Source organism: Arthrobacter echini (genome assembly GCF_004803505.1).
GTDB lineage: Bacteria > Actinomycetota > Actinomycetes > Actinomycetales > Micrococcaceae > Arthrobacter_D > Arthrobacter_D echini.
Genome location: NZ_SSWH01000005.1, coordinates 36,260 through 61,619, shown reverse-complemented (window position 1 = coordinate 61,619; position 25,360 = coordinate 36,260). Strand labels below are relative to the sequence as shown.

At 68.1% G+C, this 25,360-nt stretch carries 21 protein-coding genes and 1 tRNA gene; 7 read left to right on the top strand and 15 right to left on the bottom strand.

The features are described 5' to 3' along the window. Positions 1–48 precede the first annotated feature (48 nt). From E8P82_RS07130 to E8P82_RS07110, 5 genes are all read right to left on the bottom strand, one after another. On the bottom strand, positions 49–1,152 hold the full coding sequence (locus E8P82_RS07130; protein WP_136453812.1) for a hypothetical protein: 1,104 nt from the start codon (positions 1,150–1,152) through the stop codon (positions 49–51). 2 nt (positions 1,153–1,154) lie between these two features. Next, positions 1,155–1,484: a PadR family transcriptional regulator gene (locus E8P82_RS07125; RefSeq protein WP_246021055.1), complete on the bottom strand. Its 330-nt coding sequence runs from the start codon at positions 1,482–1,484 to the stop codon at positions 1,155–1,157. Positions 1,485–1,597: 113 nt separating this feature from the next. Continuing rightward, entirely contained in the window at positions 1,598–3,289 is a 1,692-nt protein-coding gene (locus tag E8P82_RS07120) for a thiamine pyrophosphate-binding protein (protein WP_136453811.1), read from the bottom strand. 4 nt (positions 3,290–3,293) lie between these two features. Then, entirely contained in the window at positions 3,294–4,295 is a 1,002-nt protein-coding gene (speB, locus tag E8P82_RS07115) for an agmatinase (protein ID WP_136453945.1), read from the bottom strand. Between the two features lie 116 nt (positions 4,296–4,411). Then, positions 4,412–4,990, bottom strand: coding sequence for a helix-turn-helix domain-containing protein (locus E8P82_RS07110; protein WP_136453810.1), 579 nt, complete (start codon positions 4,988–4,990; stop codon positions 4,412–4,414). Between the two features lie 80 nt (positions 4,991–5,070). On the opposite strand from E8P82_RS07110, the gene E8P82_RS07105 reads away from it, so the two are divergent. Then, on the top strand, positions 5,071–6,564 hold the full coding sequence (locus tag E8P82_RS07105) for a sodium:solute symporter family protein (RefSeq protein WP_136453809.1): 1,494 nt from the start codon (positions 5,071–5,073) through the stop codon (positions 6,562–6,564). A gap of 63 nt (positions 6,565–6,627) precedes the next feature. Here the strand turns inward: E8P82_RS07105 and E8P82_RS07100 are convergent, their stop codons facing one another. Together E8P82_RS07100 and E8P82_RS07095 are read right to left on the bottom strand one after the other, a co-directional pair. Then, positions 6,628–7,953: an AI-2E family transporter gene (locus E8P82_RS07100; RefSeq protein WP_136453808.1), complete on the bottom strand. Its 1,326-nt coding sequence runs from the start codon at positions 7,951–7,953 to the stop codon at positions 6,628–6,630. Further along, entirely contained in the window at positions 7,950–9,680 is a 1,731-nt protein-coding gene (locus E8P82_RS07095) for a long-chain-fatty-acid--CoA ligase (protein ID WP_136453807.1), read from the bottom strand. The genes E8P82_RS07100 and E8P82_RS07095 overlap by 4 nt, the downstream gene beginning before the upstream one ends. Positions 9,681–9,805: 125 nt before the next feature. Between E8P82_RS07095 and E8P82_RS07090 the strand changes: the two genes are divergently transcribed. Continuing rightward, positions 9,806–10,900, top strand: coding sequence for a VIT1/CCC1 transporter family protein (locus tag E8P82_RS07090; RefSeq protein ID WP_246021053.1), 1,095 nt, complete (start codon positions 9,806–9,808; stop codon positions 10,898–10,900). Between the two features lie 19 nt (positions 10,901–10,919). Here E8P82_RS07090 and E8P82_RS07085 read toward each other — a convergent pair whose 3' ends face one another. The 6 genes from E8P82_RS07085 to E8P82_RS07060 all read right to left on the bottom strand — a co-directional run bounded on the left by E8P82_RS07085 (position 10,920) and on the right by E8P82_RS07060 (position 19,007). Next, positions 10,920–11,390, bottom strand: coding sequence for an SRPBCC family protein (locus tag E8P82_RS07085; protein ID WP_136453805.1), 471 nt, complete (start codon positions 11,388–11,390; stop codon positions 10,920–10,922). A 57-nt stretch (positions 11,391–11,447) separates the two neighbouring features. After that, positions 11,448–12,503, bottom strand: a complete 1,056-nt coding sequence (locus tag E8P82_RS07080) for a zinc-dependent alcohol dehydrogenase family protein (RefSeq protein ID WP_136453804.1) — start codon at positions 12,501–12,503, stop codon at positions 11,448–11,450. Between the two features lie 132 nt (positions 12,504–12,635). Continuing rightward, positions 12,636–13,538, bottom strand: coding sequence for a succinate--CoA ligase subunit alpha (gene sucD / locus E8P82_RS07075; RefSeq protein ID WP_136453803.1), 903 nt, complete (start codon positions 13,536–13,538; stop codon positions 12,636–12,638). A 9-nt stretch (positions 13,539–13,547) separates the two neighbouring features. Further along, a complete protein-coding gene (sucC, locus tag E8P82_RS07070) occupies positions 13,548–14,714 on the bottom strand; it encodes an ADP-forming succinate--CoA ligase subunit beta (protein WP_136453802.1) in 1,167 nt (388 codons plus the stop codon). A 146-nt stretch (positions 14,715–14,860) separates the two neighbouring features. After that, the gene (gene pcrA, locus E8P82_RS07065) at positions 14,861–17,338 is read right to left on the bottom strand and encodes a DNA helicase PcrA (RefSeq protein ID WP_425456011.1); all 2,478 of its coding nucleotides are present in this window, start codon (positions 17,336–17,338) and stop codon (positions 14,861–14,863) included. Positions 17,339–17,465: 127 nt separating this feature from the next. Next, a complete protein-coding gene (locus tag E8P82_RS07060) occupies positions 17,466–19,007 on the bottom strand; it encodes an alanine/glycine:cation symporter family protein (RefSeq protein WP_246021051.1) in 1,542 nt (513 codons plus the stop codon). A gap of 164 nt (positions 19,008–19,171) precedes the next feature. On the opposite strand from E8P82_RS07060, the gene E8P82_RS07055 reads away from it, so the two are divergent. After that, the gene (locus E8P82_RS07055; protein WP_136453799.1) at positions 19,172–19,807 is read left to right on the top strand and encodes a hypothetical protein; all 636 of its coding nucleotides are present in this window, start codon (positions 19,172–19,174) and stop codon (positions 19,805–19,807) included. 36 nt (positions 19,808–19,843) lie between these two features. Beyond that, positions 19,844–19,920 (top strand) — tRNA-Arg (locus tag E8P82_RS07050). A gap of 32 nt (positions 19,921–19,952) precedes the next feature. Here the strand turns inward: E8P82_RS07050 and E8P82_RS07045 are convergent. After that, positions 19,953–21,836: an ABC transporter ATP-binding protein gene (locus E8P82_RS07045; RefSeq protein ID WP_136453798.1), complete on the bottom strand. Its 1,884-nt coding sequence runs from the start codon at positions 21,834–21,836 to the stop codon at positions 19,953–19,955. A gap of 141 nt (positions 21,837–21,977) precedes the next feature. On the opposite strand from E8P82_RS07045, the gene E8P82_RS07040 reads away from it, so the two are divergent. The 3 genes from E8P82_RS07040 (at position 21,978) to E8P82_RS07030 (ending at position 24,279) form a co-directional block, all read left to right on the top strand. After that, a complete protein-coding gene (locus E8P82_RS07040; RefSeq protein ID WP_136453797.1) occupies positions 21,978–22,805 on the top strand; it encodes an amino acid ABC transporter substrate-binding protein in 828 nt (275 codons plus the stop codon). Between the two features lie 63 nt (positions 22,806–22,868). Next, positions 22,869–23,528, top strand: coding sequence for an amino acid ABC transporter permease (locus E8P82_RS07035; RefSeq protein ID WP_136453796.1), 660 nt, complete (start codon positions 22,869–22,871; stop codon positions 23,526–23,528). Continuing rightward, positions 23,515–24,279, top strand: a complete 765-nt coding sequence (locus tag E8P82_RS07030) for an amino acid ABC transporter ATP-binding protein (protein ID WP_136453795.1) — start codon at positions 23,515–23,517, stop codon at positions 24,277–24,279. The genes E8P82_RS07035 and E8P82_RS07030 overlap by 14 nt, the downstream gene beginning before the upstream one ends. Before the next feature lie 42 nt (positions 24,280–24,321). Here the strand turns inward: E8P82_RS07030 and fdhD are convergent, their stop codons facing one another. Beyond that, a complete protein-coding gene (gene fdhD, locus E8P82_RS07025; protein ID WP_136453794.1) occupies positions 24,322–25,149 on the bottom strand; it encodes a formate dehydrogenase accessory sulfurtransferase FdhD in 828 nt (275 codons plus the stop codon). Positions 25,150–25,360 lie beyond the last annotated feature (211 nt).

Here is a 25,360-nt window from a genome sequence, read left to right as displayed (position 1 = left end):
CTCGGACCCGTCGAGCCGAGGCACGAAGACCCTGACGGACACCCGCAGCTAGCTGTAGCGCTTCCTTCCCAGCAGGAAGAGGACCCCCGCGAAGCAGAAGACGAGGAACGCCGTCGCCATGGGCCAGTACACGTTGCCCCAGGCCAACCCGTCCTGCAGGCCCCCGAATCCCAGGTACCCGGAGATGACGGCACCGAGCAAGAACGCAGCGCTGTTCCAGCGTCTGCGCCTGCGCCGGGCCGCCGCGGATCGTGGCACGCGGGATGCGTACTCACCGGGCAGGCCGAATTCGTCGACCAGGCTAGTACCCGTGCCTGCCGCGTGCTGACGCGCCTCGGCAATGGTGGCGCGCACCTCCTTCTCGGGCAGCTCCGCACGTAGGCGCAGGACGCCGGCGAGTTCGGCGGCCCACTGTTCATCGGACAGGCGCGAGGTCGCGGCGGTGCCCGGATCATCGGCAGCCGCAGCCTGTCGCCGTGTACGGATCCCGTCGCCGTCGGGGAACCAGCGGGAGACCGCGATCGTCGCCAGAGCGTAGAGCACTATCAGTCCTGCGTACCACCAGAGCGGACCGGTGAGGAGCGGATGGTCATTGCCCAGGACGAAGGTCGCCGCGATCAGCAATACCCCGCTGCCCGCTACAGCCAGCGCCCCCGCGACGGCGTACAGCCGGCGGGCACGCATGAGGAGCGTCTCGAAGGTCGTGATGGACACGAGTGTCGTAAGAGCCGACAGCGCAGGCAGCAGGATCTTGCCGATGGTGAAGTCGGTGGTCCAGTTGCCCGACAGGAGCTCCAGGACGGCAAGCATGACGACGACGAATGTCGCCATGACAGCAGCCACGACCGGGACGTCCCGCCAGCTCGTGTCCGGCTCCACCGGTTCGACGGGTGCTCCGTCGACCCGCCACTGCCCCAAAAGATTCTGGGCATAGTCGGACGCATCGCCGAAGAGCCCATGGGGCCCTTCTCCGGACTCACGCACCAGAGCCAGCACCTGCGTCAACTCGGCGGCGATGAGCGTGGTGTTGATGCCGTCCAGGGACAGCCGCCCGATCACAAGCTCCGCCCACTGTCTGTCGGACGATCGACCACGCGCTTCCGCGAACGCCTTCGGCAGCTTGCTCAAGGTCGAATTGATCGTCGTCGCCATGATCAGAGTTCCTCCGCAGGGTCCAGGGCCCGGGCCAGGGCCTTCCACTGGGTGAGACCGTCGGTCAGGTACCGACGACCGGCGCCGGTGATGGTGTAGTACTTGCGGCTCGGACCGAAATCCCCCTGCTGCCATGCGGCCTCGACGTGACCTGCATTCTCGAGGCGAGCGAGCACCGGATACAGCGAACCTCCCTTGAGCCGTCCGAAGCCTCGGCCCTCGAGGTGCTGCGCGATCCCGTACCCGTGCAGGGGAGCCTCGATGACACTGCCCAGAACAGCCAGCTCCAGGCATGCCCTGATCCACTGCAGCGGCCACGCACCATCACTCACGTACCTAAGTATGGTCCGTATCCAGCGGAAGCTCAAGGACCAGCAATACCTGGAGTCGCCTATCCACCGACCCCGGTGAATGCGGCAGGCGAATCAGGCCCGGCGGTTCAGGCCTACTGGTCGAGGTGTGTCGGGGCGAACATGCGCAGCAGCGTCCGGACCACGACGACGTTCGGGCCATCCGCCGCCAGGGACTCGCGCAGCGCATCCCCGACACCTTCGGGCCCCACGAGTCGGGCGGGCACCCCGAAGGATTCGGCGAGCGCCACGAAATCAGGGCGTGCGAGTTCCGTGGCCGTGGCTTTCCCGAAGGCGTCCTCCATGTATTCGCGGAGGATGCCGTAGCCGCCGTCGTCCACGATCAGCCAGGTCACCGGGATGTCGTGCTGGCGTGCGGTGGCGAGTTCGGCGATGGAGTACATGGCCGAACCGTCGCCGGAGACCGCAAGCACCCGGGCCGGCTGACCGTGCGACTGGAGGCCGATGGAGCCGCCGATGGCTCCCGGATACCCGAAGCCGAGGCCTCCTGCGCCCTGGGCGGAGTGGAACTGGCCTTCACGGGAGTCCCAGCAACTCCAGGCCCAGTACGCGGCGATGGTCATGTCCCAGAAGGTCTGCATGTCGGCGGGAACCGCCTCGCGGATGTCCCGCATGAAGGCGCGCTCCTTGTCGAGCTCCTGCGCGTCGAGGCGCGCACGGACCTTCGCGAGGGTCTCGGCCACGAGCGCGACGGCGTCGTACCCGGGCTGACGGTCCCTGTCGAGGGGCTCGATCGCGGCGGCGAGGGCGGCGAGACCCTGCCCGGCGTCGGCGCGGATGCCGAGACCGGGCCGATTCGACTCGAGGACCCTCGGTTCGGCGTCGATCTGGATGATCCGCCCGCGCGGCTCCAGCGTGAAGTAGTTGGAGGTGACCTCACCGAGCGAGGAGCCGACCACGAGGAGGACGTCAGCGTCCTCGAGGACCTCGGTGGTGTGGCGATCCTCCACCCAGGACTGCAGCGACAACTCGTGCGTCCAGGGGAAGGCGCCGTTACCGCCGGGAGAGCAGATCACCGGCGCACCGAGCTTCTCCGCGATCGAGAGCAGTGAGGCCTCCGCTCCACCGCGCCGCGTGCCGCCGCCGGCGACGATCGCCGGGCGCTTCGAGTCCTTCAGCCAGGCAACGGCCTCCCGCACGAGCTCGACCCGCGGCGGGTTGTCGAAGGGTTCCGCGAGCGCGTCCTCGACCCGGGGGACCATCACGGGATCCAGCAGCACGTTCTGCGGTACCTCGATCCACACCGGGCCCTGCGGTGAGGAGACGGCCTCGGTCCAGGCATCCTGGATGGCCGAGGGGATGCCGGAGGCCTGCTGGATCAGGCGCTGGCTCTTGGTCACGTTCGCCGCCGACGCCTTCTGGTCGTCCAGCTGGTGCAGCATGCCCTTGCGCCGCGCGCCGAGCCCCTCGAGGGGGATCTGGCTGGCAACGACGACCATCGGTACTCCCGTTGCGTAGGCCTCCTGCAGCCCCGCGAGCGCTGTCAGGGCCCCGGGGCCCGTCGAGAGGAACAGCACCCCGACGTCCCCCGTGGCACGGGAGAAGCCGTCGGCGGCGAACGCCGAGTTGTTCTCCACACGCGAGGAGACGAAGCGGAGTTCCGAGCGGGACAGGGCGTCGAACAGACCGAGGGCGTGCTGCCCGGGGATGCCGAACACCGTCGTCGCCCCGAGCGCGGTCAGTGTCTCGATAACGAGATCGCCGCCGTTGCGCTGGTCCGTGACCGGCTCGGGAGGGGCGGCTGCCGCGCTGTCGATGCTGTCCATCTTCTTAATCCTCGGAAGTCGTGGTGCCGGGAGTACCGGTGGTCAGGGTGTCTGCCAGGAGCGTGACGAGATCATAGGTCACGTGGGACGCGGCGACGCCGGTCATCTCGGCGTGGTCGTAGGCCGGTGCGACCTCGACGACGTCGGCTCCGACGAGATTCATCCCGCGCAGGCCGCGGAGGATCTCGAGCAGTTCGCGGCTCGTGATGCCGCCGGCCTCGGGCGTGCCGGTGCCCGGGGCGTGCGCGGGGTCGAGGACGTCGATGTCCACCGAGACGTAGAGCGGCCTGGATCCGATCCGGGTGCGCAGCTGGTCCACGATCTCGTCGACGCCCTGCCGGTAGACGTCCGAGGAGGTCACGATGCCGAACCCGAAGCGGCGGTCGTCCTCGAGATCACGCACCCCGTACAGCGGCCCCCGTGTGCCCACGTGCGAGATGGCCTCGGTGTCGAGGATGCCCTCCTCCACCGCCCGGCGGAACGGGGTGCCGTGCGTATACTCGGCGCCGAAGTAGGTGTCCCAGGTGTCGAGGTGCGCGTCGAAGTGGAGCATCGCCACGGGAGAGCCGGCGCGTTCGGTTGCCGCGCGCAGCAGCGGCAGCGCGATCGTGTGGTCCCCGCCGAGGGTCACCAGACGCGTGCCGTCCGCCGTGAGATCCAGCGCGTTCTGCTGCACCGTCTCGATGGCCTCGCCGATGTTGAACGGATTGACCGCCATGTCCCCGGCGTCGGCCACCTGCACGCGCTCGAACGGCGAGACGTCCAGCGCCGGGTTGTAGGGACGCAGCAGGCGCGAGGCCTCGCGGATCGCGTTGCCACCGAACCGCGCCCCCGGCCGGTAGGAGACTCCGGAGTCGAACGGTACGCCGACGACGGCGACGTCCGCGTGCTCCACCTGGTCCAGCCGCGGCAGGCGCGCGAAGGTCGCCGCTCCGGCATAGCGGGGAGTGCGGGCGGAATCGATGGGGCCAAGCCGACCGCCGCCGGTGATGCGCAGTTCTTCCACAGCAGCCACTCCGTTCCGGGCCCTGTTGCAAGTTGCCCAATATGAATCAAAGGTTTCATAAGGCTATTGGGCGCTCCGGATGCGGTCAAGGATGCGGAAGATCCGTCCACACCGGTCTAGCTGCCCGGCGCAGCTCCGACGAGGGTCCACAGCACCACGGCCTCCTGCTCCCCGGGGTTGGCCCACGTGTGGGGCTCCCTGCCCGGGAAGGTGAGCGTATCGCCGGTACCCAGGTCGTAGCGGTCGTTGGAGAAGATCAGCACGAAGTTCCCGGCGACGACATGGAGGACCTCCAGCTCGCAGTCCACGGCGTAGAGCTCGTCCTCCCCCTTGCCGTGCGGCTCGACGACGGCTCGGATCACCTGCAGTCTGCGCTCCGAGCGGGCCGTCAGCAGGGCCTCCCGGATCCCGTGGCCGCCGAGATTGATCCGCGGTGCCTCCGGAAGCCTGGTCAGGTGGGTGTCCGGGACCTGGAACAGATCGCCGATGGGGATCGAGAGCACCTGGCACAGGGTCACGAGCGAGGCCACGGACGGAGAGGTCAGGTCGCGCTCCACCCTGCTGAGGAAGCCCTTGGTCAGTCCGGTGGAGGCTGCCACCTGCTCGATGGTCATCCGCTGGGCCTGCCGTGCGGCCCGGATCCGCGGTCCGATGGCGACGGGCGCGGTCGACGGCTCGACGGGTAGTGCCTTCATGGTTGTCCTCTCCGGGGGCAATCAGGGAAGCTTACCGGGAACACCGCAGCGCCCCGTCCATCCCCGCGAAAGGCCTCCCCATGCATCTCCTGGACATCTCCATCGTGGTGGTCTACCTCGTGGCCATGCTCGGCTTCGGCTGGTGGGGCAAATCCCGCACGAGAACCCAGAGCGACTATCTGGTCGCGGGCCGGCGCCTCGGGCCGTTCCTCTACACCGGCACCATGGCCGCGGTGGTCCTCGGTGGAGCCTCCACCGTCGGTGGCGTCGGGCTCGGGTACGAGTACGGCATCTCCGGCATGTGGCTCGTGGTGGCCATCGGGACCGGCGTGCTGCTGCTGAGCCTCCTCTTCGCACCGACCATCCAGAAGCTGAAGATCTACACGGTCTCGCAGATGCTCACACTGCGTTACGGGCACCGCGCCACGCGGGTCTCGGGCATCGTGATGCTCGCCTACACCCTCATGCTCTGCGCCACCTCCACGGGCGCCTACGCCACCATCTTCGTGGTGCTCTTCGGCTGGGACCGGGCCCTGTCCATCGCCGTCGGCGGGGCGATCGTGCTCATCTACTCCACCATCGGCGGCATGTGGTCCATCACGCTCGCCGACATGGCGCAGTTCGTGATCAAGACCATCGGGGTCTTCGCGCTCATGCTGCCCTTCTCCCTGGCTGCCGCCGGCGGGTTCGACGGCATCGCCGAGCGCGCGGGCGACGAGTTCTTCAGCATCACGGGTATCGGCGCGCAGAGCATCGTCACCTACTTCGTGGTCTACACCCTCGGGCTGCTGATCGGGCAGGACATCTGGCAGCGCGTCTTCACCTCCCGCACCCCCCAGGTGGCCCGGTGGGGTGGTTCTGCCGCAGGCATCTACTGCATCCTGTACGGCATCGCGGGCGCGGTGATCGGCATGAGCGCCAGCGTGATCCTGCCGGCGATCGAATCGCGGGACGACGTCTACGCCGATATCGCCCTCGACGTCCTGCCGGTCGGCATCGGCGGGCTGGTGCTCGCCGCCGCTGTCGCCGCGATGATGTCGACGGCCTCCGGCGCCCTGATCGCGGCCGCCACCGTGGCCCGCACCGACGTCGTCCCCTTCGTGGGCGGCTGGTTCGGACGCGGCGGCGACGAGCGCGCCGCCCAGGAGGACATCGCCGCCAGCCGCTGGTGGGTCCTCGGGCTCGGGCTCGTCACGCTCGGCCTCGCAGTGGTGGTACAGGATGTCGTCGCGGCCCTGACCATCGCCTACGACATCCTCGTGGGCGGGCTCCTCGTCGCCATCCTCGGTGGGCTCGTCTGGCGCCGCGGCAACGGGATCGGTGCCGGCGCCTCGATGGCGGCCGGCACGCTGGTCACCCTCGGCGTCATGGGCTACCTCGAGATCACGGCCGAGAACCGGTACGACGGCATCTACGCCAATGCCCCGATCTACTGGGGGCTGGGCGTCTCGGCGATCGTGTACGTCGTCGTCTCGCTGCTCACCCGCCCCACCCGCGCCGACGTCATGGCCGCCTGGGATCGGCGCGTGGCAGGTGGGGTCCCCGAGGACGTCCCGGCCGCACCGGCCCGGTGATCGCACCGCTCACTGCGGCAGCGCGCCCCTGGTGCCCGACGATCCGGTGCGGCCTGCACGTCACTAGCGCTGCACGGGTTCTGAGCCACCGCCGTCGGTCTCGTCCACCCCGGAGGAGTCCTTCTTCCGCGCGTCCTCGTCGGAGTCGTCGACCGGCCGCTCGTGCACCGCGCTGCGACGATCGGCCACCTCCACCGCGACGGCAGCCGCGTCCTTCCGGCGCTCGTGGTCCTCCTTCGGGGTGGAGGCAAGTCCCCTGCCGGTCTCGTCGAGCGCCGTCCGCTTCTCGGCCTCGGCGATCTCCTCGTCCGTGATGTCCTCGTCGTCCTCCTGGTTCCACGCCTTGATGGCCGCCCAGGTGACGGCGGCGACGGGAACCGAGAGGATGGCACCGATGATCCCGGCGAGCACGGTGCCGGCGGTCAGCGCGACCAGGATCACGAGTGCGTGGACCTGGAGCGTGCGGCCCATGACCACGGGCTGCAGGAAGTTGCCCTCGAGCTGGTTCACGACGATCACCGCGATGATCACGAAGAGCGCGATCAGCGGACCGTTGGCCACCAGCGCCACCAGCGCGGACAGCACTCCGGCCAGGGTCGCCCCGACCAGGGGGATGAACGCACCGACGAAGACGATCGCCGCCAGGGGCAGGGCGAGTGGCACATTGAGGAGGAACAGGGCGAGACCGATGAACACGGAGTCCACGAGCGCCACGATCGCGGTGCCGCGGATGTAGCCGCCGAGGACGGTCATGCCGCTGTAGCCGACGCGGCGGGCCTTCACGAGGCGCTTGCCCTTGAAGGCACGCAGTATGAACGCCCAGATCTGCTCGCCGTCCTTGAGGAAGAAGAACAGGATGACCACCATGAGCACCAGGCCCGCGAAGAAGTTGCCGGCCGCACTCAGCCCGGAGATGGCGCCGGCGCCGACGGTGCTGCTCGTGGCGAAGTCCACGGCCCAGTCGCGGGCCTGCTGGATCTGCGCCTCGTCGACGGGGATGGGTCCGTCCTGCACCAGCGCGTAGAGCCGGTCGAAGCCCTCGGTGGCGCTGGCGGCCAGCTCGTCGGCCTGGCCCACCACGGCGAAGACGATGCCCGTGATGAGCCCGCTGAAGATCAGCAGCAGCAGCACGAAGGCCGCTGCGGTCGCGGCCGAGGCAGGCCAGCCCTTCCTGCGCAGCCAGTTGACGAACGGCCCGATCGCCGCGGCCAGGATCAGGGCGAGCAGCATCGGGATGACGACGAGCCGCACCTGGATCAGGGCGTAGACCGCGGCAACCGCGAGCACCAGGAGCAGCAGGAGCTGCGCCGACCTGATGCTGGCATTGCCCAGGCTGTCGCGCCAGGGACCCTTGGGTGCGGGCTTCGACACGTGGGCCGGACGAATCATCGACGATCACCTCTTCCTTCGGCCGGACGGCCGTCCTCGAGCAGTTGGGCACGCGCCTCGCGCCGGAGGATCTTGCCGAGCTGCGAGCGCGGCAGATCCTGGACCTGCACGATACTGCGGGGAACCTTGTAGGCCGCGAGTTCGCCGCGGCAGTGGGAGCGCAGCGCCTCGACATCGAGGTCCTCGACTCCGGGCGCAGGAACGACGACGGCGACGACGTCCTCGCCGGCTGCCCCGGGCAGCCCCACGACGGCGACGTCGGCAACATCCGGATGGCGCAACAGGACCCGTTCGACCTCGGACGGGGCCACGTTGAACCCGCCGGTGATGATGAGTTCCTTGATGCGGTCCACGATCGTGATGAAGTGGTCCTCGTCCATCCGCACGATGTCCCCCGTGCGGCACCAGCCGTCCTCGAGCAGGACGGCCTGGGTCTGCTCGGGGTTGTGCCAGTACCCCTGGAACACCTGCGGTCCGCGAACCAGCAGCTCCCCCGCCTCACCGAAGGCGCGATCGACGTCCGGGTTCTCGGGATCGACGATCCGCACGTCGCTGCCGGGGAAGGGCACGCCGACCGTTCCCGGACGCCGCGTGGGACCGATCGGGTTGCCCGCCACGACCGGGGAGGTCTCCGTGAGCCCGTAGCCCTCGATCAGGTAGCCACCGGTGGCTTCCTCCCAGGTCTCCACCGTGGACTGCGGGAGACTCATGGCGCCGGAGATGGCGAATCTGATGCTGCGCAGGTCCGCTCCCCGCTCCGCCGCGCCGGCAGCAAGGCGGTCGTAGATGGGTGGCACGGCCGGCAGGAACGTGGGAGGACTCTTCTTCGCGGCGTCCAGGACCATCCCGACGTCGAAGCGCGGAAAGAGGACCAGCTTCGCGCCGATGCTCATGGCGAAGGTCAGGCACAGGGTCAACCCGTACGCATGGAACATGGGCAGCACCGCATAGACCGTCTCACGCCCGGCCTGCAGGCCCGGCACCCAGGCCCTGCCCTGCGCCGCGTTCGCCAGCAGATTCCGGTGCGTGAGGATCGCCCCCTTCGGCACTCCCGTGGTGCCACTGGTGTACTGCAGGACCGCGGTGTCGGTGGCGACCGGTCGAGGGTGCTTCCCGGGGAGGGGACGGTGCCGGAGGACGTCCTTCCAGGCCACGAGCCGCCGGGGGCCGGCGAGCTTCTGCGTCGTCGTCAGCGCAGCCCGGGCCTCGCGCGCGCGCCCGATCGGCAGTTTCAGGGCAAGACGGCGGGAGGCGGGCATCGCACCGATGAGCCCCACGGAGACCACCGTGGTGACCGCGATGTCCGCCGGCATGCGCTGAACGCGCGGGACCACACGATCCCAGACGATCGCGATCCGCGCCCCGTGATCCTCGAACTGGTGCCGGAGTTCCCGGTCGGTGTAGAGCGGGTTGTGCTCGACGACGATCGCGCCGAGGCGGAGCACCGCGTAGAACGCGATGATGTGCTGGGGGCAGTTCGGGAGCACGAGGGCCACGCGGTCACCGGCCCTGACGCCGAGGGACTTCAGCCCTGCTGCCGCACGGGCGACGGCGCCACCCAGCTCACGGTAGCTCGTCGCGGCACCGAAGAACTCGAGGGCTTTCGCGTCGCCGTAGGTCCGCACCGAGGTATCGAGCATATCCGTCAGCGTTCCTGCCGGCACCTCGAACGTCGTGGGCACACCGGGCGCGTAGCTCGCGAGCCAGGGTCGGGCTGCCAGATCCATAAGCCTGCTTCCTGTTGTGCGTCCGACTCTAACGCGGGGCCGACGAGTCACGTTACCCGAATCTCCTAGGATCACGGGCCGCATCGCATACTATCGGTTCTCCGCCTCCGGTACGCTGGAGGGTTGTGACACCCCCCGAGCAGCCTCCCACGGCCCACGACATCAGTCGGTGGCGCCGGCATCTGGCCGACGAACGAGCCGAAGCTGCCACCTACCGGGAGCTGGCCCGACGCCGGAGCGGCGAGGAGCGCGAGATCCTCCTCGGACTCGCCGAGGCCGAGGGCCGTCATGAGGCGCACTGGCTCGCTCTGCTCGGCGAACACGCAGGACGCCCGCTGCGGGCCTCGCTCCGCAACCGGGTGCTGGGCTGGTTCGCGCGCCGCTTCGGGTCCGTCTTCGTCCTCGCCCTGGCCCAGCGCTCCGAGGCCCGCTCCCCCTACGCCGCGGATCCCTCGGCGACGAGCGCCATGGTCGCCGACGAACAGATCCACGAGGAGGTGGTGCGGGGCCTGGCCACGCGTGGCCGCGCCCGGCTGTCGGGGAACTTCAGGGCTGCGGTCTTCGGCGCCAACGACGGTTTGGTCAGCAATCTCGCCCTGGTGATCGGCATCGGAGCCACCGGCGTTCCCGCCGCCTTCATCCTCTTCAGCGGTCTCGCCGGTCTGCTCGCCGGGGCACTGTCGATGGGCGCCGGCGAGTACGTCTCGGTGCGGTCCCAGCGCGAACTGCTCTCGGCGTCGCGCCCCACGCAGATCACCCTCACCGCGGCGAAGGAACTGGACATCGCGGCCAATGAACTCGTGCTGGTCTACCGCGCCCGCGGCATGACGCCGGCGGCAGCGGAACACAGGGCCGCGGAGCGGCTGGGTCTGCTGGAGTGCGACTGCGATCCGAGCTTCTCGCTGCGCCCGGAGGAGGATCTGCCCGATCAGTACGAGACCGTCGGCACCGGTCTCGGGGCAGCGGCCTCCAGCTTCTGCTTCTTCGCGGCGGGGGCGATCATCCCGGTGCTACCCTATGTCCTGGGTCTCGACGGACTCCTGGCCGTGGTGCTCGCGTGCCTGCTGGTGGGACTGGCCCTGCTCGCCACGGGAGCCGTCGTCGCCCTGCTCTCCGGAGCCTCCCCGCTGCGTCTGGCGCTGCGCCAGCTCGGCATCGGCCTGGGTGCCGCCGCCGTGACGTACCTGCTCGGCCTGCTCTTCGGCACCTCGATCTCCTGACTCTGCGGGAGCGGGCGCCTCAGGCCGAACGGCGCTCCTGCAGCACGTAGTCCTCCAGCTTCCGGAGGGTCTTTTCGATACTTGCCGGATGGCTGCGGGTGAAACCTGCGAGCCGGAAGATGAACTTCCAGCGCACGGCCCTGCCGTCCCACTCCTCGCGCACCAGGGTGGAGTCGCCTCGGGGTTCGAGCGTGTAGCGCCACACGTGCGAGGAGAAGTGCCGCCAGGCGATACGGCGCCCCTCCTCGAACTCGATCACCCGGTTGAGGATCTTGTAGGGGGCGCCGATCCGCATCTGCATCCCGAAGCGTGCACCCAGGGACAACCGTTCCGGCCCGTTGGGCTGCTCGCCGCGGACCGTCCCCGAGCCGTCGATCACGCTGTGCAGCGCGGGCCGGGCGAGGACCTCGAAGATCCGGTCGGCGGGCGCGTCGATGAGCCGCTCCCGGGAGATGAGATAGGCCTGGTCCGTGCCGGTGGGAGATGTCATAGCCCTCATTGTCCACGAACATCGTCCACAGGCGGTTCCACCGTCATCACCCCACGCTCAGGGCCGGAGCAGAACCTTGATGGCCCGCCGCTCGTCCATGGCCCTGTACGCCTCGGGCGCTTCCTCGAGCGGCATCACGACGTCGAACACCCGTCCCGGATCGATCGTCCCGTCGAGGACGTCCCTCAGCAGTTCGGGGATGTAGGTGTGGGCCGGTGCCATCCCACCGCCCACGGTGATGTTCCTGGCGAAGAGATAGCCGATGGGCAGCTCCGGCCCTCCGGCGGGAACGCCCACGAAGCCGAGGTTGCCACCGGGACGCGTGCTGCGCAGCGCCTGGTCCATGGACTCCTTGGTCCCCACGCACTCCAGCACCGAATCGGCGAGGACACCGCCGAGCAGCTCGCGGACCTGCTCCACTCCCTCGTCCCCGCGCTCGGCGACGACGTCGGTTGCTCCGAACTCACGGGCCAGTGCCTGTCGGTCCTCGTGGCGGGACATGGCGATGATGCGCTCGGCGCCGAGCCGCTTCGCGGCCAGCACACCGCACAGGCCCACGGCGCCGTCGCCCACGACCACCACGGTGCTGCCCGGGCCCACGTTCGCCGACACCGCGGCGTGGTGGCCCGTGGACATGACGTCCGAGAGCGTGAGCAGGCTGGCTGTCAGCGCGTCATCGGGGTCGGTGACGCCGTCGACGACCCGCAGTGTCCCGTCCGCATGCGGAACGCGCACGGCCTCGCCCTGGCCGCCCTGCACGAAGTCACCGTTCTCGTCCGTGCTGCCCCAGCTCGCGAGATGGTCGCAGGCCACCGTGACGCCGTTGCGGCACTGGGGGCAGACGCCGCAGCTGTCCACGAACGGGGCGATCACGAGGTCCCCGACGCGCACGTCGCGGACCTCCTCGCCGATGGACTCCACGACGCCGATGAACTCGTGGCCGATGGCCTTGGGTTCCCTGGTCGGCCGGACGCCTCTGTACGGCCACAGATCGGAGCCGCAGACGCAGGATGCCGTAACCCTGACGACGGCGTCCTTGGCGCGGACGATCTGCGGGTAGTCGCGGTCCTCGACGCGGATGTCCCCGGGTCCGTGGATGATGGTGGCGCGCATGGTTTCTCCTCGAAGCTTGCCTGGTGGAGCTACTGTCCTCGCCCGACGATACAAGCCCGGCGGGTGGTACACAGCAGAACAGCCTCCCCCGCGGCGGGGAAGGCTGTTCCGACAGAATGCTGGAGGACCCGCTCAGAGGCTCGTGTAGACCTCACGGAGAAGATCCGCGGTTTCGGACGGCGTCTTGCCGACCTTGACGCCTGCGGCCTCGAGCGCTTCCTTCTTGGCCTGGGCGGTACCTGCCGAACCGGAGACGATCGCGCCTGCATGGCCCATGGTCTTGCCCTCGGGTGCTGTGAAGCCGGCGACGTAGCCGACCACCGGCTTGGTGACATTGGCCTTGATGAACTCGGCGGCCCGTTCCTCGGCGTCGCCACCGATCTCGCCGATCATCACGATCGCCTTGGTCTCGGGGTCTGCCTCGAACGCCGCGAGCGCATCGATGTGCGTGGTGCCGATGATCGGGTCACCGCCGATCCCGATGGCGGTCGAGAAGCCCAGATCGCGGAGCTCGAACATCATCTGGTAGGTCAGGGTGCCGGACTTCGAGACGAGGCCCACCCCGCCCTTGCCCGTGATGTTGGCCGGGGTGATGCCGACGAGGGATTCCCCGGGTGTGATGATGCCCGGGCAGTTGGGGCCGATGATCCGTGTGACCTGCTGTCCGTCGGCGTCGACCTTCGACTGGGCGAGGGCCCAGAACTCCGCGGAATCCTGCACCGGCACACCCTCGGTGATGACCACCACGAGCCCGATCCCGGCCTCGATGGCCTCGACGACGGCATCCTTGGTGAACGCCGGCGGGACGAAGACGATCGACACGTCGGCGCCGGTCTCCTTCATCGCTTCCTCCACCGTGCCGTAGACGGGCAGGGTGACGTCGTCGTGCGTGACCGTGGTGCCGGCCTTGCGGGCGTTCACTCCGCCGACCACCTGGGTACCGGCCTTGAGCATGAGGGCGGTGTGCTTGGTGCCCTCACTGCCCGTGATGCCCTGGACGATGACTTTGGAGTCCTTGTTGAGGTAGATAGACATGGGAAACCCTTACTTTCCGTAGGCCAGTGCGGCTGCCTTGTCGGCGCCTTCGTCCATGGTGTCTGCGAGAGTGACCAGCGGGTGGTTCGCATCGGCCAGGATCCGGCGGCCCTCCTTGACCTTGTTGCCGTCCAGCCGGACCACGAGAGGCTTGTTGGCCTCGTCGCCGAGCATCTCGAGCGCCCTGACGATTCCGGTGGCGACGGCGTCGCACGCGGTGATGCCGCCGAAGACGTTGACGAAGACGCTCTTGACCTGGCTGTCGTTCAGGATGACGTCGAGACCCGCGGTCATCACCTCGGCGGAGGCCCCGCCTCCGATGTCGAGGAAGTTGGCGGGCCGCACGCCTCCGTGCGCCTCGCCCGCGTAGGCGACGACGTCGAGCGTGGACATGACGAGACCGGCGCCATTGCCGATGATGCCCACCTCACCGTCGAGCTTGACGTAGTTGAGGTCGTTCTCCTTGGCCTTGGCCTCGAGCGGATCGGCCGCGTCCTTGTCCTCGAGCTCCGCGTGACCGGGCTGGCGGAAGTCGGCGTTCTCGTCGATGGTGACCTTGCCGTCCAGCGCGAGGATCTCCCCGCTGCCGGTCTTGACGAGCGGGTTGACCTCCACGAGCGTGGCGTCCTCCTTCTCGAAGACCTCCCACAGCGTGAGGATGGTGTGGATGACGCCGTCGCGGACATCGGGTGCGAAGCCTGCAGTGTCGACGATCTCCTCGGCCTTCGCCCGGTCGATCCCGGTACCGGCGTCGATGGACACGCGAGCGAGGGCATCGGGGCGCTCGACGGCGAGCTGCTCGATCTCCACGCCGCCCTCCACCGAGCACATGGCCAGGTACTTGCGGTTGGACCGGTCGAGCAGCACGGAGAAGTAGTATTCCTCGGCGATGTCCGCGCCCTGGGCGATCATCACGCGCTGCACGGTGTGGCCCTTGATGTCCATCCCGAGGATGTCGGAGGCGTGGGAGTAGGCCTCGTCCGCGGTCTTGGCGACCTTCACACCGCCGGCCTTGCCACGCCCGCCCACCTTGACCTGGGCCTTGACGACGACGACACCGCCGATCTTCTCGGCTGCTGCCTTTGCCTCTTCCGGGGTGTGCGCCACGATACCGGCGAGCACGGGAACCCCGTGTGCCTCAAAGAGATCGCGCGCCTGATATTCGAACAGGTCCACTTGGCTCGTGCCCTTCTACGTCGACGTCGGTTTACACGAGGGAACTGTAGCCCTCCTGGCGCTGAGGCCTTTACCAGCGTAGCGGGTCGCTGGGCAACCCACAGTTCTATGCAGTGTAGAAATGCTCGCGGCAGAGATGCTCGCGCTCAGGCCACCTTCGTCAGCGGCGCGTAGCGCAGCAGCAGGCGTTTCTCGCCGACGTCGAAGCGGACCTTGGCGACCGTCTTGTCCCCGGAGCCTTCCACCGACAGCACGGTACCGTCACCGAACGTCGTGTGGTTGACGCTGTCGCCCACCGTTACCGAGACGACCTCCTTCTGGGGCTGGACACGGCCGATGGCCTTCGCCGGGGCGGGACCTCCGGAGAACCCTCCTCCGCCGGCGCCCCAGTAGGAGCCGCTGAAGCGGGGCCCGCTGATGCTGCCGCTGGTGGACCGTGCCGGAGCGGCCGTACCCTCTCGCTTCCAGTCGATGAGTTCGGTGGGGATCTCGCTGACGAACTGGCTCGCCGGGTTGTACTGGCTCTGCCCCCACATGCTGCGCACCTCCGAGCGCGTGATGTACAGGCGTTGGCGTGCACGTGTCAGCCCGACGTAGGCCAGCCGCCGCTCCTCGGCGAGCTCCTTCGGGTCGGTGGCGGAGCGCTGGTGCGGGAAGATGCCCTGCTCCATGCCGGTGAGGAACACCACGGGGAACTCCAGGCCCTTCGCGGTGTGCAGGGTCATCAGCGTCACCACGCCCTGGCGGCGTGCCTCCTCGACGGCGCGCTGGACGTCGGCGCGGGAGCCTTCCGGCGCGTCGGGGATCTGGTCGGCATCGGCCACGAGGGAGACCTGCTCCAGGAAGTCCCCGAGCGAGCCTTCCGGATTGTCACGCTCGAACTCGCGGAGGACGGCCACGAGTTCGGCGAGGTTCTCCACGCGGGACTCGTCCTGCGGATCACTGCTGGTCCGCAGCTGTTCGAGGTACCCGGTCTGCTCGAGCACGGCCTCGAGCGCCGCGGCGGCACCCGAGCCGTCGGCCACCTCGGCGAGGTCGTCGACGAGCTTCACGAAGCCGGCGACGGCGTTGACCGACCGGGTGGCCATGCCCGGAGCCTCGTCCGCCCGGCGCAGGGCCTGCATGAAGCCGATCCGCTCGCGCTCGCCGAAGGCAGCGACGGCGAACTCGGCGCGGTCCCCGATGCCACGCCTGGGCTCGTTGAGGATGCGGCGCAGGTTGACGACGTCGTCCTGGTTCACCAGGACCCGCAGATACGCGAGCGCGTCCTTGATCTCCTTGCGCTCGTAGAAGCGCGTGCCGCCGACCACCTTGTAGGGCAGTCCGACCCGGAGCAGGATCTCCTCGATGGAACGTGACTGCGCATTGGTGCGGTAGAAGACCGCGACGTCACCGGGTCTGATCGATTCCTCGTCCTGCAGCCGGTCGATCTCCTCCGCGATGAAGCGCGCTTCCTCGTGCTCGTTCTCGCCGACGTACCCGACGATCTTCGCGCCGCTGCCCTCCGCGGTCCACAGCCGTTTCTCGGGCCGGTCGGGGTTGCGGGAGATCACGGCGTTGGCCGCGCTGAGGATGTTCTGCGTGGAGCGGTAGTTCTGTTCGAGCAGGATGGTGCGGGCGCTCGGGTAGTCGTTCTCGAATTCGACGATGTTGCGCACGTCGGCTCCGCGGAAGGCGTAGATGGACTGGTCGGAGTCACCGACCACCGTCAGCTCGGCGGGATCGTCCGTGGATTCGCCGGGCACCCCGACGATCTCCCTCACCAGGGCGTACTGCGCGTGGTTCGTGTCCTGGTACTCGTCCACGAGGACGTGCCGGAACCTGCGCCTGTAGTAGTCGGCCACGGAGGGGAAGGCGCGGAACATGAAGACGGTCTGCGCGATCAGGTCGTCGAAGTCCATCGCGTTCGCCTGCCGCATGCGCTGGGCGTAGCCCGTGTAGACCTCGGCGACGGCCTGCTCGAACGGATCGGAGGAACTGGCACTCGAGGCGAAGCTCTCCTCGTCGATCAGCTCGTTCTTCAGGGAGGAGATGCGGTGCTGGATCGCCTTGGGCGCGAACTTCTTGGGATCGAGCTCGAGTCCCTTCGCCACCAGCGTGATCAGGCGCAGCGTGTCCGCGGAGTCGTAGATCGAGAAGTTGGAGCTCAGGCCCACCGATGCGGCCTCGCGGCGGAGGATGCGCACGCAGGAGGAGTGGAAGGTGGAGATCCACATACGTTTGGCGACATCGCCGATCAGCGCCTCGATGCGTTCGCGCATCTCCGCGGCAGCCTTGTTCGTAAAGGTGATGGCAAGGATCTGCCCGGGGTGGGACCTGCCCGTGGCCAGCAGGTGCGCGATGCGGTGGCTCAGGACGCGGGTCTTGCCGGATCCGGCCCCGGCGACGATCAACAGCGGGGAACCGCCGTGCGTGACGGCTTCCTCCTGCTGGGGATTGAGGCCCACGAGCAGTTCCTGTGCCCGGTGCCCATCGACGCCTGCGGGCGCGGGTACATGTGCTGTCGCGGGGTCTGCTGGGTCATGCGCGGGGGATGCAGCCTGCGGCTCACCGGCCATTGCTGCTGCGCGTGCACGTTTCTTCTCGGCAGGCGTGGGTTGGGACAGGTAGGGATCGAAGAGCATGTCCATGGTGGTTCGAGTCTAGGCGGTGCGCCCGACAACCCACCTGCTTCGGCAGACGGCGGAGGCCTCCGCCATGGAATCGGCGGGGGCCTCCGGCCGCAGTCAGCGGCCCTGGTTCACTCGAGGTTCACTTGCCGGTCCGGAATTCGTCCCGCTCGACGCCGAGCTCCAGGAGCTTGCCGCTCTTGCGGTCGGCGAGGTACTCACGCATCTCCTTCTTGATGACCGGCAGCAGGAAGTACACGCCGAGCAGGTTCACGAAGGCACAGACGAACAGTGCGGCATCGGCGAAGTTGATGACCTGGCTGAAGGTCAGCACACACCCGGTGACCGTGAAGAACAGGAAGATGATCTTGTAGATGAGTTCTGCGGTCTTGCTGCGACCGAAGAGGAATTCCCAGGCCTTCAGCCCGTAGTAGGACCAGGTGATCAGCGTCGAGTAGGCGAACAGTACGACGGCGATCGCGAGCACGATCGGGAACCACGGCAGCACCGTGGCGAACGCGTCCGAGGTCAGCGTCACGCCGTCGGGAGTGGCCCCGCCCGCCTGCACCTGGTCGATTCCTGCCTGGAAGCTCGGAGCACCGGCGATGATGATCGCCAGTGCCGTCATGGTGCACACCAGCACCGTGTCGACGAGTGGCTCGTAGAGTGCCACGAACCCCTCACTGACCGGGCGACGCGTCTTGACCGCGGAGTGGGCGATGGCCGCCGAACCGATACCGGCCTCGTTCGAGAACGAGGCACGCTGGAAACCGACGATCAGGACGCCGAGGAAGCCACCGGCGATGCCCTGCGGGTCGAAGGCGCCACCGATGATCTCGCCGAAGGCACCGGGAACCTGGTCGATGTTGACGATGATGACGAACAGGCAGGCGAGCACGTAGACCGCGGCCATGGAGGGGACGAGCCTCGAGGTGGTGGCGCCGATCGACTTGATACCACCGAGGATCACGATCGCCACGAGGACCGCGAGGACGATCCCGAAGATGAAGGCCGACGCCGGGCTGCCGAGGAAACCGTCCTCACCGCCGGTGACGTTCTGCACCTGCGCGAAGGTCTGGTTCGCCTGGAACATGTTGCCGCCGGCCACGCCGAAGATGAGGATCGCCACGGCGAAGATACCGGTGAGGATCTTCGCCGGAATACGCCCGAGCTTGCTGAAGGCGATGGGCAGGTACTTGAACGGACCACCGCTGACCGAGCCGTCCTCGTGGACCTGGCGGTACTTGACGCCGAGCGTGCACTCGGCGAACTTCGTGGCCATGCCGATCAGGCCGGCGCAGATCATCCAGAACGTGGCACCCGGCCCGCCGAGCGCCATCGCAGCACCCACACCGGCGATGTTGCCCAGACCGACAGTGCCCGAGAGCGCGGAGGTCAGAGCCTGGAAGTGGGGCACCTCACCGGGGTCGCTCCTGGAGGAATAACGTCCGCGCACCACCTCGTAGCCCACCTTCAGGCCGCGGAACTGGGGCACCTTGAAGTAGATCGTGAAGATGATGCCGGCGATGATCAGCCAGGCCACGACGGCGGGGAAACTGACATCGCCGATCGTGATGGGGTAGAACACGATGTTCGAGAAGATCTCCGTGGGTCTGGCGAACGCCGAGTTCACGGCCTCGTCGACATCGGTCAACCACGAGGAGTCGTCGGTGACGGTGGTCATGGGTAAGGCAAGGACTAGGGGCATGCCCCCAATGAACTCTGCTTCGAACGTGAGCGCAATCACACAAACGATATTTCTGCCCTGTTGTCACCGAATTGCAACCCGATTCACACGTGACACTCAGGATCGCCTGCCCACCGGGAGTCGTCATCCATACTGGAGACGTGGCCAGGACACGAGCGCAGATCGCACGCAAGCACTCCACGGGAGTTCCCCCACCTCCGGCGAGCCCGGCGACCGTCCTGCCGGACAGGCAGCGCTCCAACGGCAGCCTCGTGATCATCGCCGCCGCTGTTGCCGCTGTGTTCCTCTTCTGGTACTTCCACCTGCTCGCGCTCGGGCAGATGACCCAGCTCTCGGACGGCCTGGCGATGCCCGACATGATGGTGGGCGGGTACGACACCGAGTACGTCCAGCGCCTGCGCGGGGCGATGGACGACGACGCCCGCGGCCAGTTGAGCTATCTGCACAAGACCGCGGGGACGCTCTTCCCGCTGATCTTCGCGTTCGCCTGGCTGCTGCTGATCCAGCTCAATACCGGGCGCCGCCGGCTTCGCTGGGTGCTGTGGAGCCCGGTGATCCTGTTCGTCGTCGTCGACCTCTGGGAGAACATCGCCATCGACACCGCCCTGGCCCAGTCCTCTCCCGAGCCCGGTGCCGTGGCGCTGGCCTCGACCCTGACCGTTCTGCGCTGGGTCCTGCTGGTCGTGAGCCTGGGGGCCGGTGGGATCTCGGTCTTCAGCCCGGGACGCAGGGGGTCACCGGGAACGAGGGAGAACAGCGGCGCCCCGAACAGGTAGGCTGGTACCGCCGAACGCGGTCTGTGACGTGTTCGAGCCTCTGTAGCTCAGTAGGATAGAGCGTCCCTCTCCTAAAGGGAAGGTCGTCGGTTCGATTCCGGCCAGGGGCACCACAGGCACGACGCCGGTCGGGGAGGGATCCCGGCTACTCACCGGCCGCCACGACCTTCCTGACCGCGAACTGCGTGCGGTGGAGTTCCTCGTAGCGCCCACCGGCCGCCAGGAGCTCGTCGTGGGTTCCGCGTTCCACGATGGAGCCGTCCTCCACCACGAGGATCAGGTCCGCGCTGCGGATGGTGGACAACCGGTGGGCTATGACCATCGCGGTGCGACCCTCGAGCGCTTCGGTCAGCGCCGCCTGGACCGCTGCCTCCGACGTCGAGTCCAATGCAGCCGTCGCCTCGTCGAGGATGACCACGCGCGGCTGGGCGAGCAGGAGGCGCGCGATCGTCATGCGCTGGCGCTCACCGCCCGAGAGCCGGTACCCGCGCTCGCCCACCATGGTGTCCAGCTGATCAGGCAGTGACCGCAGGAGAGGTTCCAGGCGCGCACGTCGAACGGCGTCCCACACCTCGTCCAGCGTGGCCTCCGGCCTGGCGAGGCGGAGATTGGAGAGGATCGTCTCGTGGAACAGGTGGCCGTCCTGCGTCACCATCCCGAGCGTGTGGCGCATCGAGGCGAAGGTCACGTCGCGCACGTCCGTCCCACCGAGGCGTACGGCGCCGCTGTCGACGTCGTACAACCGGGCGACGAGCTGGGCGATCGTCGACTTACCGGCGCCCGATGTCCCCACGAGCGCCACGGTCTGACCGGGTTCGATCCGGAAGGACACCCCGTGGAGCACCTCCTCCCCGCCTCGGGTGTCGAGCGTCGAGACCTCCTCGAGGGACGCCAGGGACACCTTGTCGGCCGACGGGTAGGCGAATCGCACGTCGTCGAACTCCACGGACACCGGTCCGGCGGGCACGGTACCGGCGTCGGGCTTCTCCTGGATGAGCGGCTCGAGATCGAGGACCTCGAACACGCGCTCGAAGCTGACGATCGCGCTCATGATCTCCACGCGGGCGTTCGCCAGACTGGTCAGCGGTGCGTAGAGACGTGTGAGCAGCAGCGCGAGCGTGACGACCTCGCCGGTGTCGAGCTGCCCGGCGAGCGCCAGGAAGCCACCGAGGCCGTAGACCAGGGCGAGCGCGAGCGCCGAGACGAGCATCAGGGCGGTGAAGAAGACGAACTGCAGCATCGCCGTCCGCACTCCGATGTCGCGCACGCGGGAGGCGCGGAGGCGGAACTCCTCGGCTTCCTCGTCGGGACGGCCGAAGAGCTTGACCAGCGTGGCCCCCGGTGCCGAGAAGCGCTCCGTCATCTGCGTGCTCATCGCCGAGTTGTGGTCCGCGGCCTCGCGGCGGAGCGCGGCGAGGCGTCCGCCCATCCGGCGGGCGGGGATCAGGAAGATGGGGAGCATGATCACGGCGAGCACCGTCACGAGCCACGAGGTACTCAGCATGACGATCAGCGTCAGCGCCAGGGCGACGACGTTCGTGACCACTCCGGAGAGCGTTCCGCTGAAGGCCTGCTGCGCACCGATGACGTCGTTGTTCAGCCGGCTCACCAGGGCGCCGGTACGGGTGCGGGTGAAGAAGGCGATCGGCATCTTCTGGACGTGGTCGAAGACGGCGGTACGGAGATCCAGGATGACGCCCTCACCGATCCGCGCGGAGTACCAGCGGGTCACCAGGGACACCGCCGCGTCGGCCACGGCCACAAGTGCAATGAGGACGGCGAGCCAGACGACCGTGCGTACCTCGCCGCCGGCCACGATGACGTCCACCACCTGCCCGGCGAGGACCGGCGTCGCCACCGCCAGGAAGGCACCGGCGATGGACAGGACGATGAAGAGGATCAGCATCGTCCGGTAGGGCACGGCGAAGGTGAGGATGCGCCGCACCGTCTCCCGCGAGAAGCCCTGCCTGCGGTCCTTCGCCGACGAGATCTTGTACAGCGAGCTCCAGGCTGCGCCTTCCATGGACATGGTGATTCCTCCCGGTGGTGCGCACGAATGTGCCCCCACAAGTCTGGCAGCCCCGCGCAACACTGCGGAACAATGAATAGTCCCTCCGGTGTTGACCTCGGTAGTGTTCGACGTCAGCCACCACGAGAAGGAATCATTGCCATGAATCACCGCCTGTCCATCCTCGGTGCCGCTGCCGCGCTCACGCTGGCCCTCGCGGGCTGCTCGACGTCGGACACCGCGGACTCGCCCGATGCCTCCGGCTCCGCCAGCGCGGCCGCGCCCACCACGCTCCAGGAGGTCCAGGACTCCGGCGTCCTGACCGTCGGGACCGAGGGCACCTACCGGCCCTTCAGCTTCCATGAGGGCGGCAGCGGAGAGCTGACGGGGTACGACGTCGAGGTCATCGAGGCCGTCGCCGACAGGATGGGCGTCGAGGCGGAGTTCGAGGAGACGCAGTGGGACGCCATCTTCGCCGGGCTGGAGGCCGGTCGCTTCGATGTCATCGCCAACCAGGTCACCATGACCGAGGACCGCATCGAGGCCTACGACTTCTCCGAGCCCTACACCGTCAGCTCCGGCGTGATCGTGACCGCAGCGGACAACAGTGACATCACCTCGTTCGAGGACCTCGACGGCAGGACCACCGCGCAGTCCCTGACGAGCAACTGGTACGAGCTCGCCACCGAGAGCGGCGCGAACGTGGAGCCGGTCGAGGGGTGGGCGCAGTCCGTCACGCTCCTCGAGCAGGGCCGCGTCGACGCGACCATCAACGACGAACTGACGTATCTCGACTACCAGAACACGAACAACAACGAGGGCATCAAGATCGCGGCCACCACGGAGGAGAACTCGATGAGCGCCGTCGCCGCCCGGAAGGGCAGCACCGAACTCGTCGACGCGATCGACACGGCCCTCGACGAGCTGCGCGCCGAGGGCACGCTGGCGGAGATCTCGCAGAAGTACTTCGGCTCCGACGTCACCGAGTGAGCCTGCCGCTAGGGTGAGAATGTGGCCCCCGCTCGGGGCGACCGAGGCTTGAGGAGCTGACTGATGGACTGGGACCTGGTGCTTTCCTCCTTCTGGCCCATGCTTTCCGGCGGCCTCACGGCCACCATCCCGCTGGCGCTCGCCTCCTTCGCGCTCGGACTGCTGCTGGCCCTGGTGATCGCCCTCATGCGCATCAGCGGGCAACCGGTGCTCTCGGCGATCGCCCGCTTCTACGTCTCGGTCATCCGGGGTACTCCCCTACTGGTGCAGCTGTTCGTGATCTTCTACGGGCTCCCATCGCTCGGGGTGACCATCGATCCCTGGCCCAGTGCCATCATCGCCTTCTCGCTCAATGTGGCGGGCTACGCCGCCGAGATCCTGCGGGCCGCAATCCTCTCGGTGCCGAAGGGCCAGTGGGAGGCGGGACACACCATCGGCATGTCGCGCACGCTCACGCTGCGCCGGGTGATCCTGCCGCAGGCGGCCCGGGTTTCCGTGCCGCCGCTGTCCAATACGTTCATCAGCCTCGTCAAGGACACCTCGCTCGCCTCACTGATCCTCGTCGGTGAACTGTTCCGCGAGGCACAGCAGATCGCGGCCTTCTCGCAGCAGTTCATGGTGGTGTACATCGAGGCCGCCGCGATCTACTGGGTCTTCTGCCTCGTCCTGTCCGTCGGTCAGTCCGCGCTCGAGAAGAGATTGGACCGCTATGTCGCCCGCTGACCCCCTCCTGAGAGCCACAGCCCTGCAGAAGTCCTTCGGGTCCAATCAGGTGCTGAAATCCATCGACCTGAGCATCGACAGCGGTCTGGTGGTGGCGCTCGTGGGCCCCTCGGGGTCGGGGAAGACCACGGTGCTGCGCTGCCTCAACGGACTGGAGACGCCCGACGGCGGCACGGTAGCCTTCCGCGGTGGGCCCGCGCTCGACTTCGGCCCGAAGGTCTCGAAGAAGGACGCGCTGTCACTGCGTGATCGCAGTGCCATGGTGTTCCAGACGTACAACCTCTTCCCGCACATGACGGTGCTCGAGAACGTCGTCGAAGGTCCCGTCCAGGTGCAGAAGCAACCACGCCGGGAGGCCATCGCGAACGCGGAGCGGCTCCTGGCGCGCGTCGGACTCGCTGACAAGCGCGACGATCACCCGTTCAACCTCTCCGGAGGGCAGCAGCAGCGCGTCGGGATCGTCCGGGCGCTGGCACTGCAGCCCGATCTGCTCCTGTTCGACGAGCCGACCTCCGCCCTCGATCCCGAGTTGGTCGGGGAGGTCCTGACGGTCATCAAGGAACTCGCGGAGGAGGACTGGACCATGGTGATCGTCACGCACGAGCTGGCCTTCGCCCGCGAGGTCGCCGACGAGGTGGTCTTCATGGACGACGGCGTCGTCGTCGAGCACGGCCACCCCGACCAGGTGCTGCGCAATCCCCGGCACGAACGCACGCGCCGCTTCGTGGACCGTCTGCTCAACCCCTTCTAGTGCTGGACACCTCGACTGTCGATACAGCTACGTGCGATACCGCTAGGCGGCGATGCGGTCCGGGTGGGAGTAGCAGTTCAGCGATGCCCCACGGCTGAAGCCCACGAGCGTGAGACCGGAGTCGTCGGCGAGATCCGCCGCGAGCGACGACGGCGCACTGACAGCTGCCAGGGTCGGGATGCCCGCGAGCTGCGCCTTCTGCACGAGCTCGAAGGAGGCACGCCCCGAGACCTGCAGGATGGTTCCGCGCAGCGGCAGCATGCCCTCCCTCAGCGCCCAGCCCACCACCTTGTCGACGGCGTTGTGCCGTCCGACGTCCTCGCGGAGGCACAGGAGCTCGCCCTCGCGCGTGAAGAGACCGGCCGCATGCACGCCACCCGTGCGGTCGAACAGCTTCTGGCTCTCGCGCAGGCGATCGGGCAGCCCTGCCAGCACGTCGAGGTCGATCTGCGCGGTATCGTCCGCAAGATCGAAACGGGAGGACTTCCTGACGGCGTCGATCGACGCCGTCCCGCAGATACCGCACGAGCTCGAGGTGTAGACGTGACGCTCCATGGCGGTATCGGGCAGTTCCACTCCCGGTCGCAGCTGGGCCTCGACCACATTGAAGGTCTGACGGCCGTCGTCGTCCACGCCCGCGCAGTAGCGCAGGCTCGGGAGCTGTCCGGGCTCCCAGATCACGCCCTCCGAGACGAGGAATCCGGCAACGAGGTCGAAGTCGTCCCCCGGCGTCCGCATGGTCACCGTGAAGGCGCTGCCACCGAGACGGATCTCCAGGGGTTCCTCCCCCGCCAGGACATCCTCGCGGCGTCCTGTCTGCCCACCGATGCGGAACTTCGTGATGCGCCGCCGCTGCGTGACCCTGTTCATGCGTGCTCCTTCGTTCGGCCCACTTCATCCGACCCGCGGTTCGGCTCCTGGTCCAAGATTAGTTGACCGCCGACACGACCGTGTCCGTCTCGGATCGATCCGAGAACCAGCGGCGCGCCAGCCACGCCGCGGGCTCACCGGGTATCACTGCATAACGGTTTGCGAACAGTGCGGGGTCGATGCGATCGTCAGGCCGGGTTGCCAGTAATGT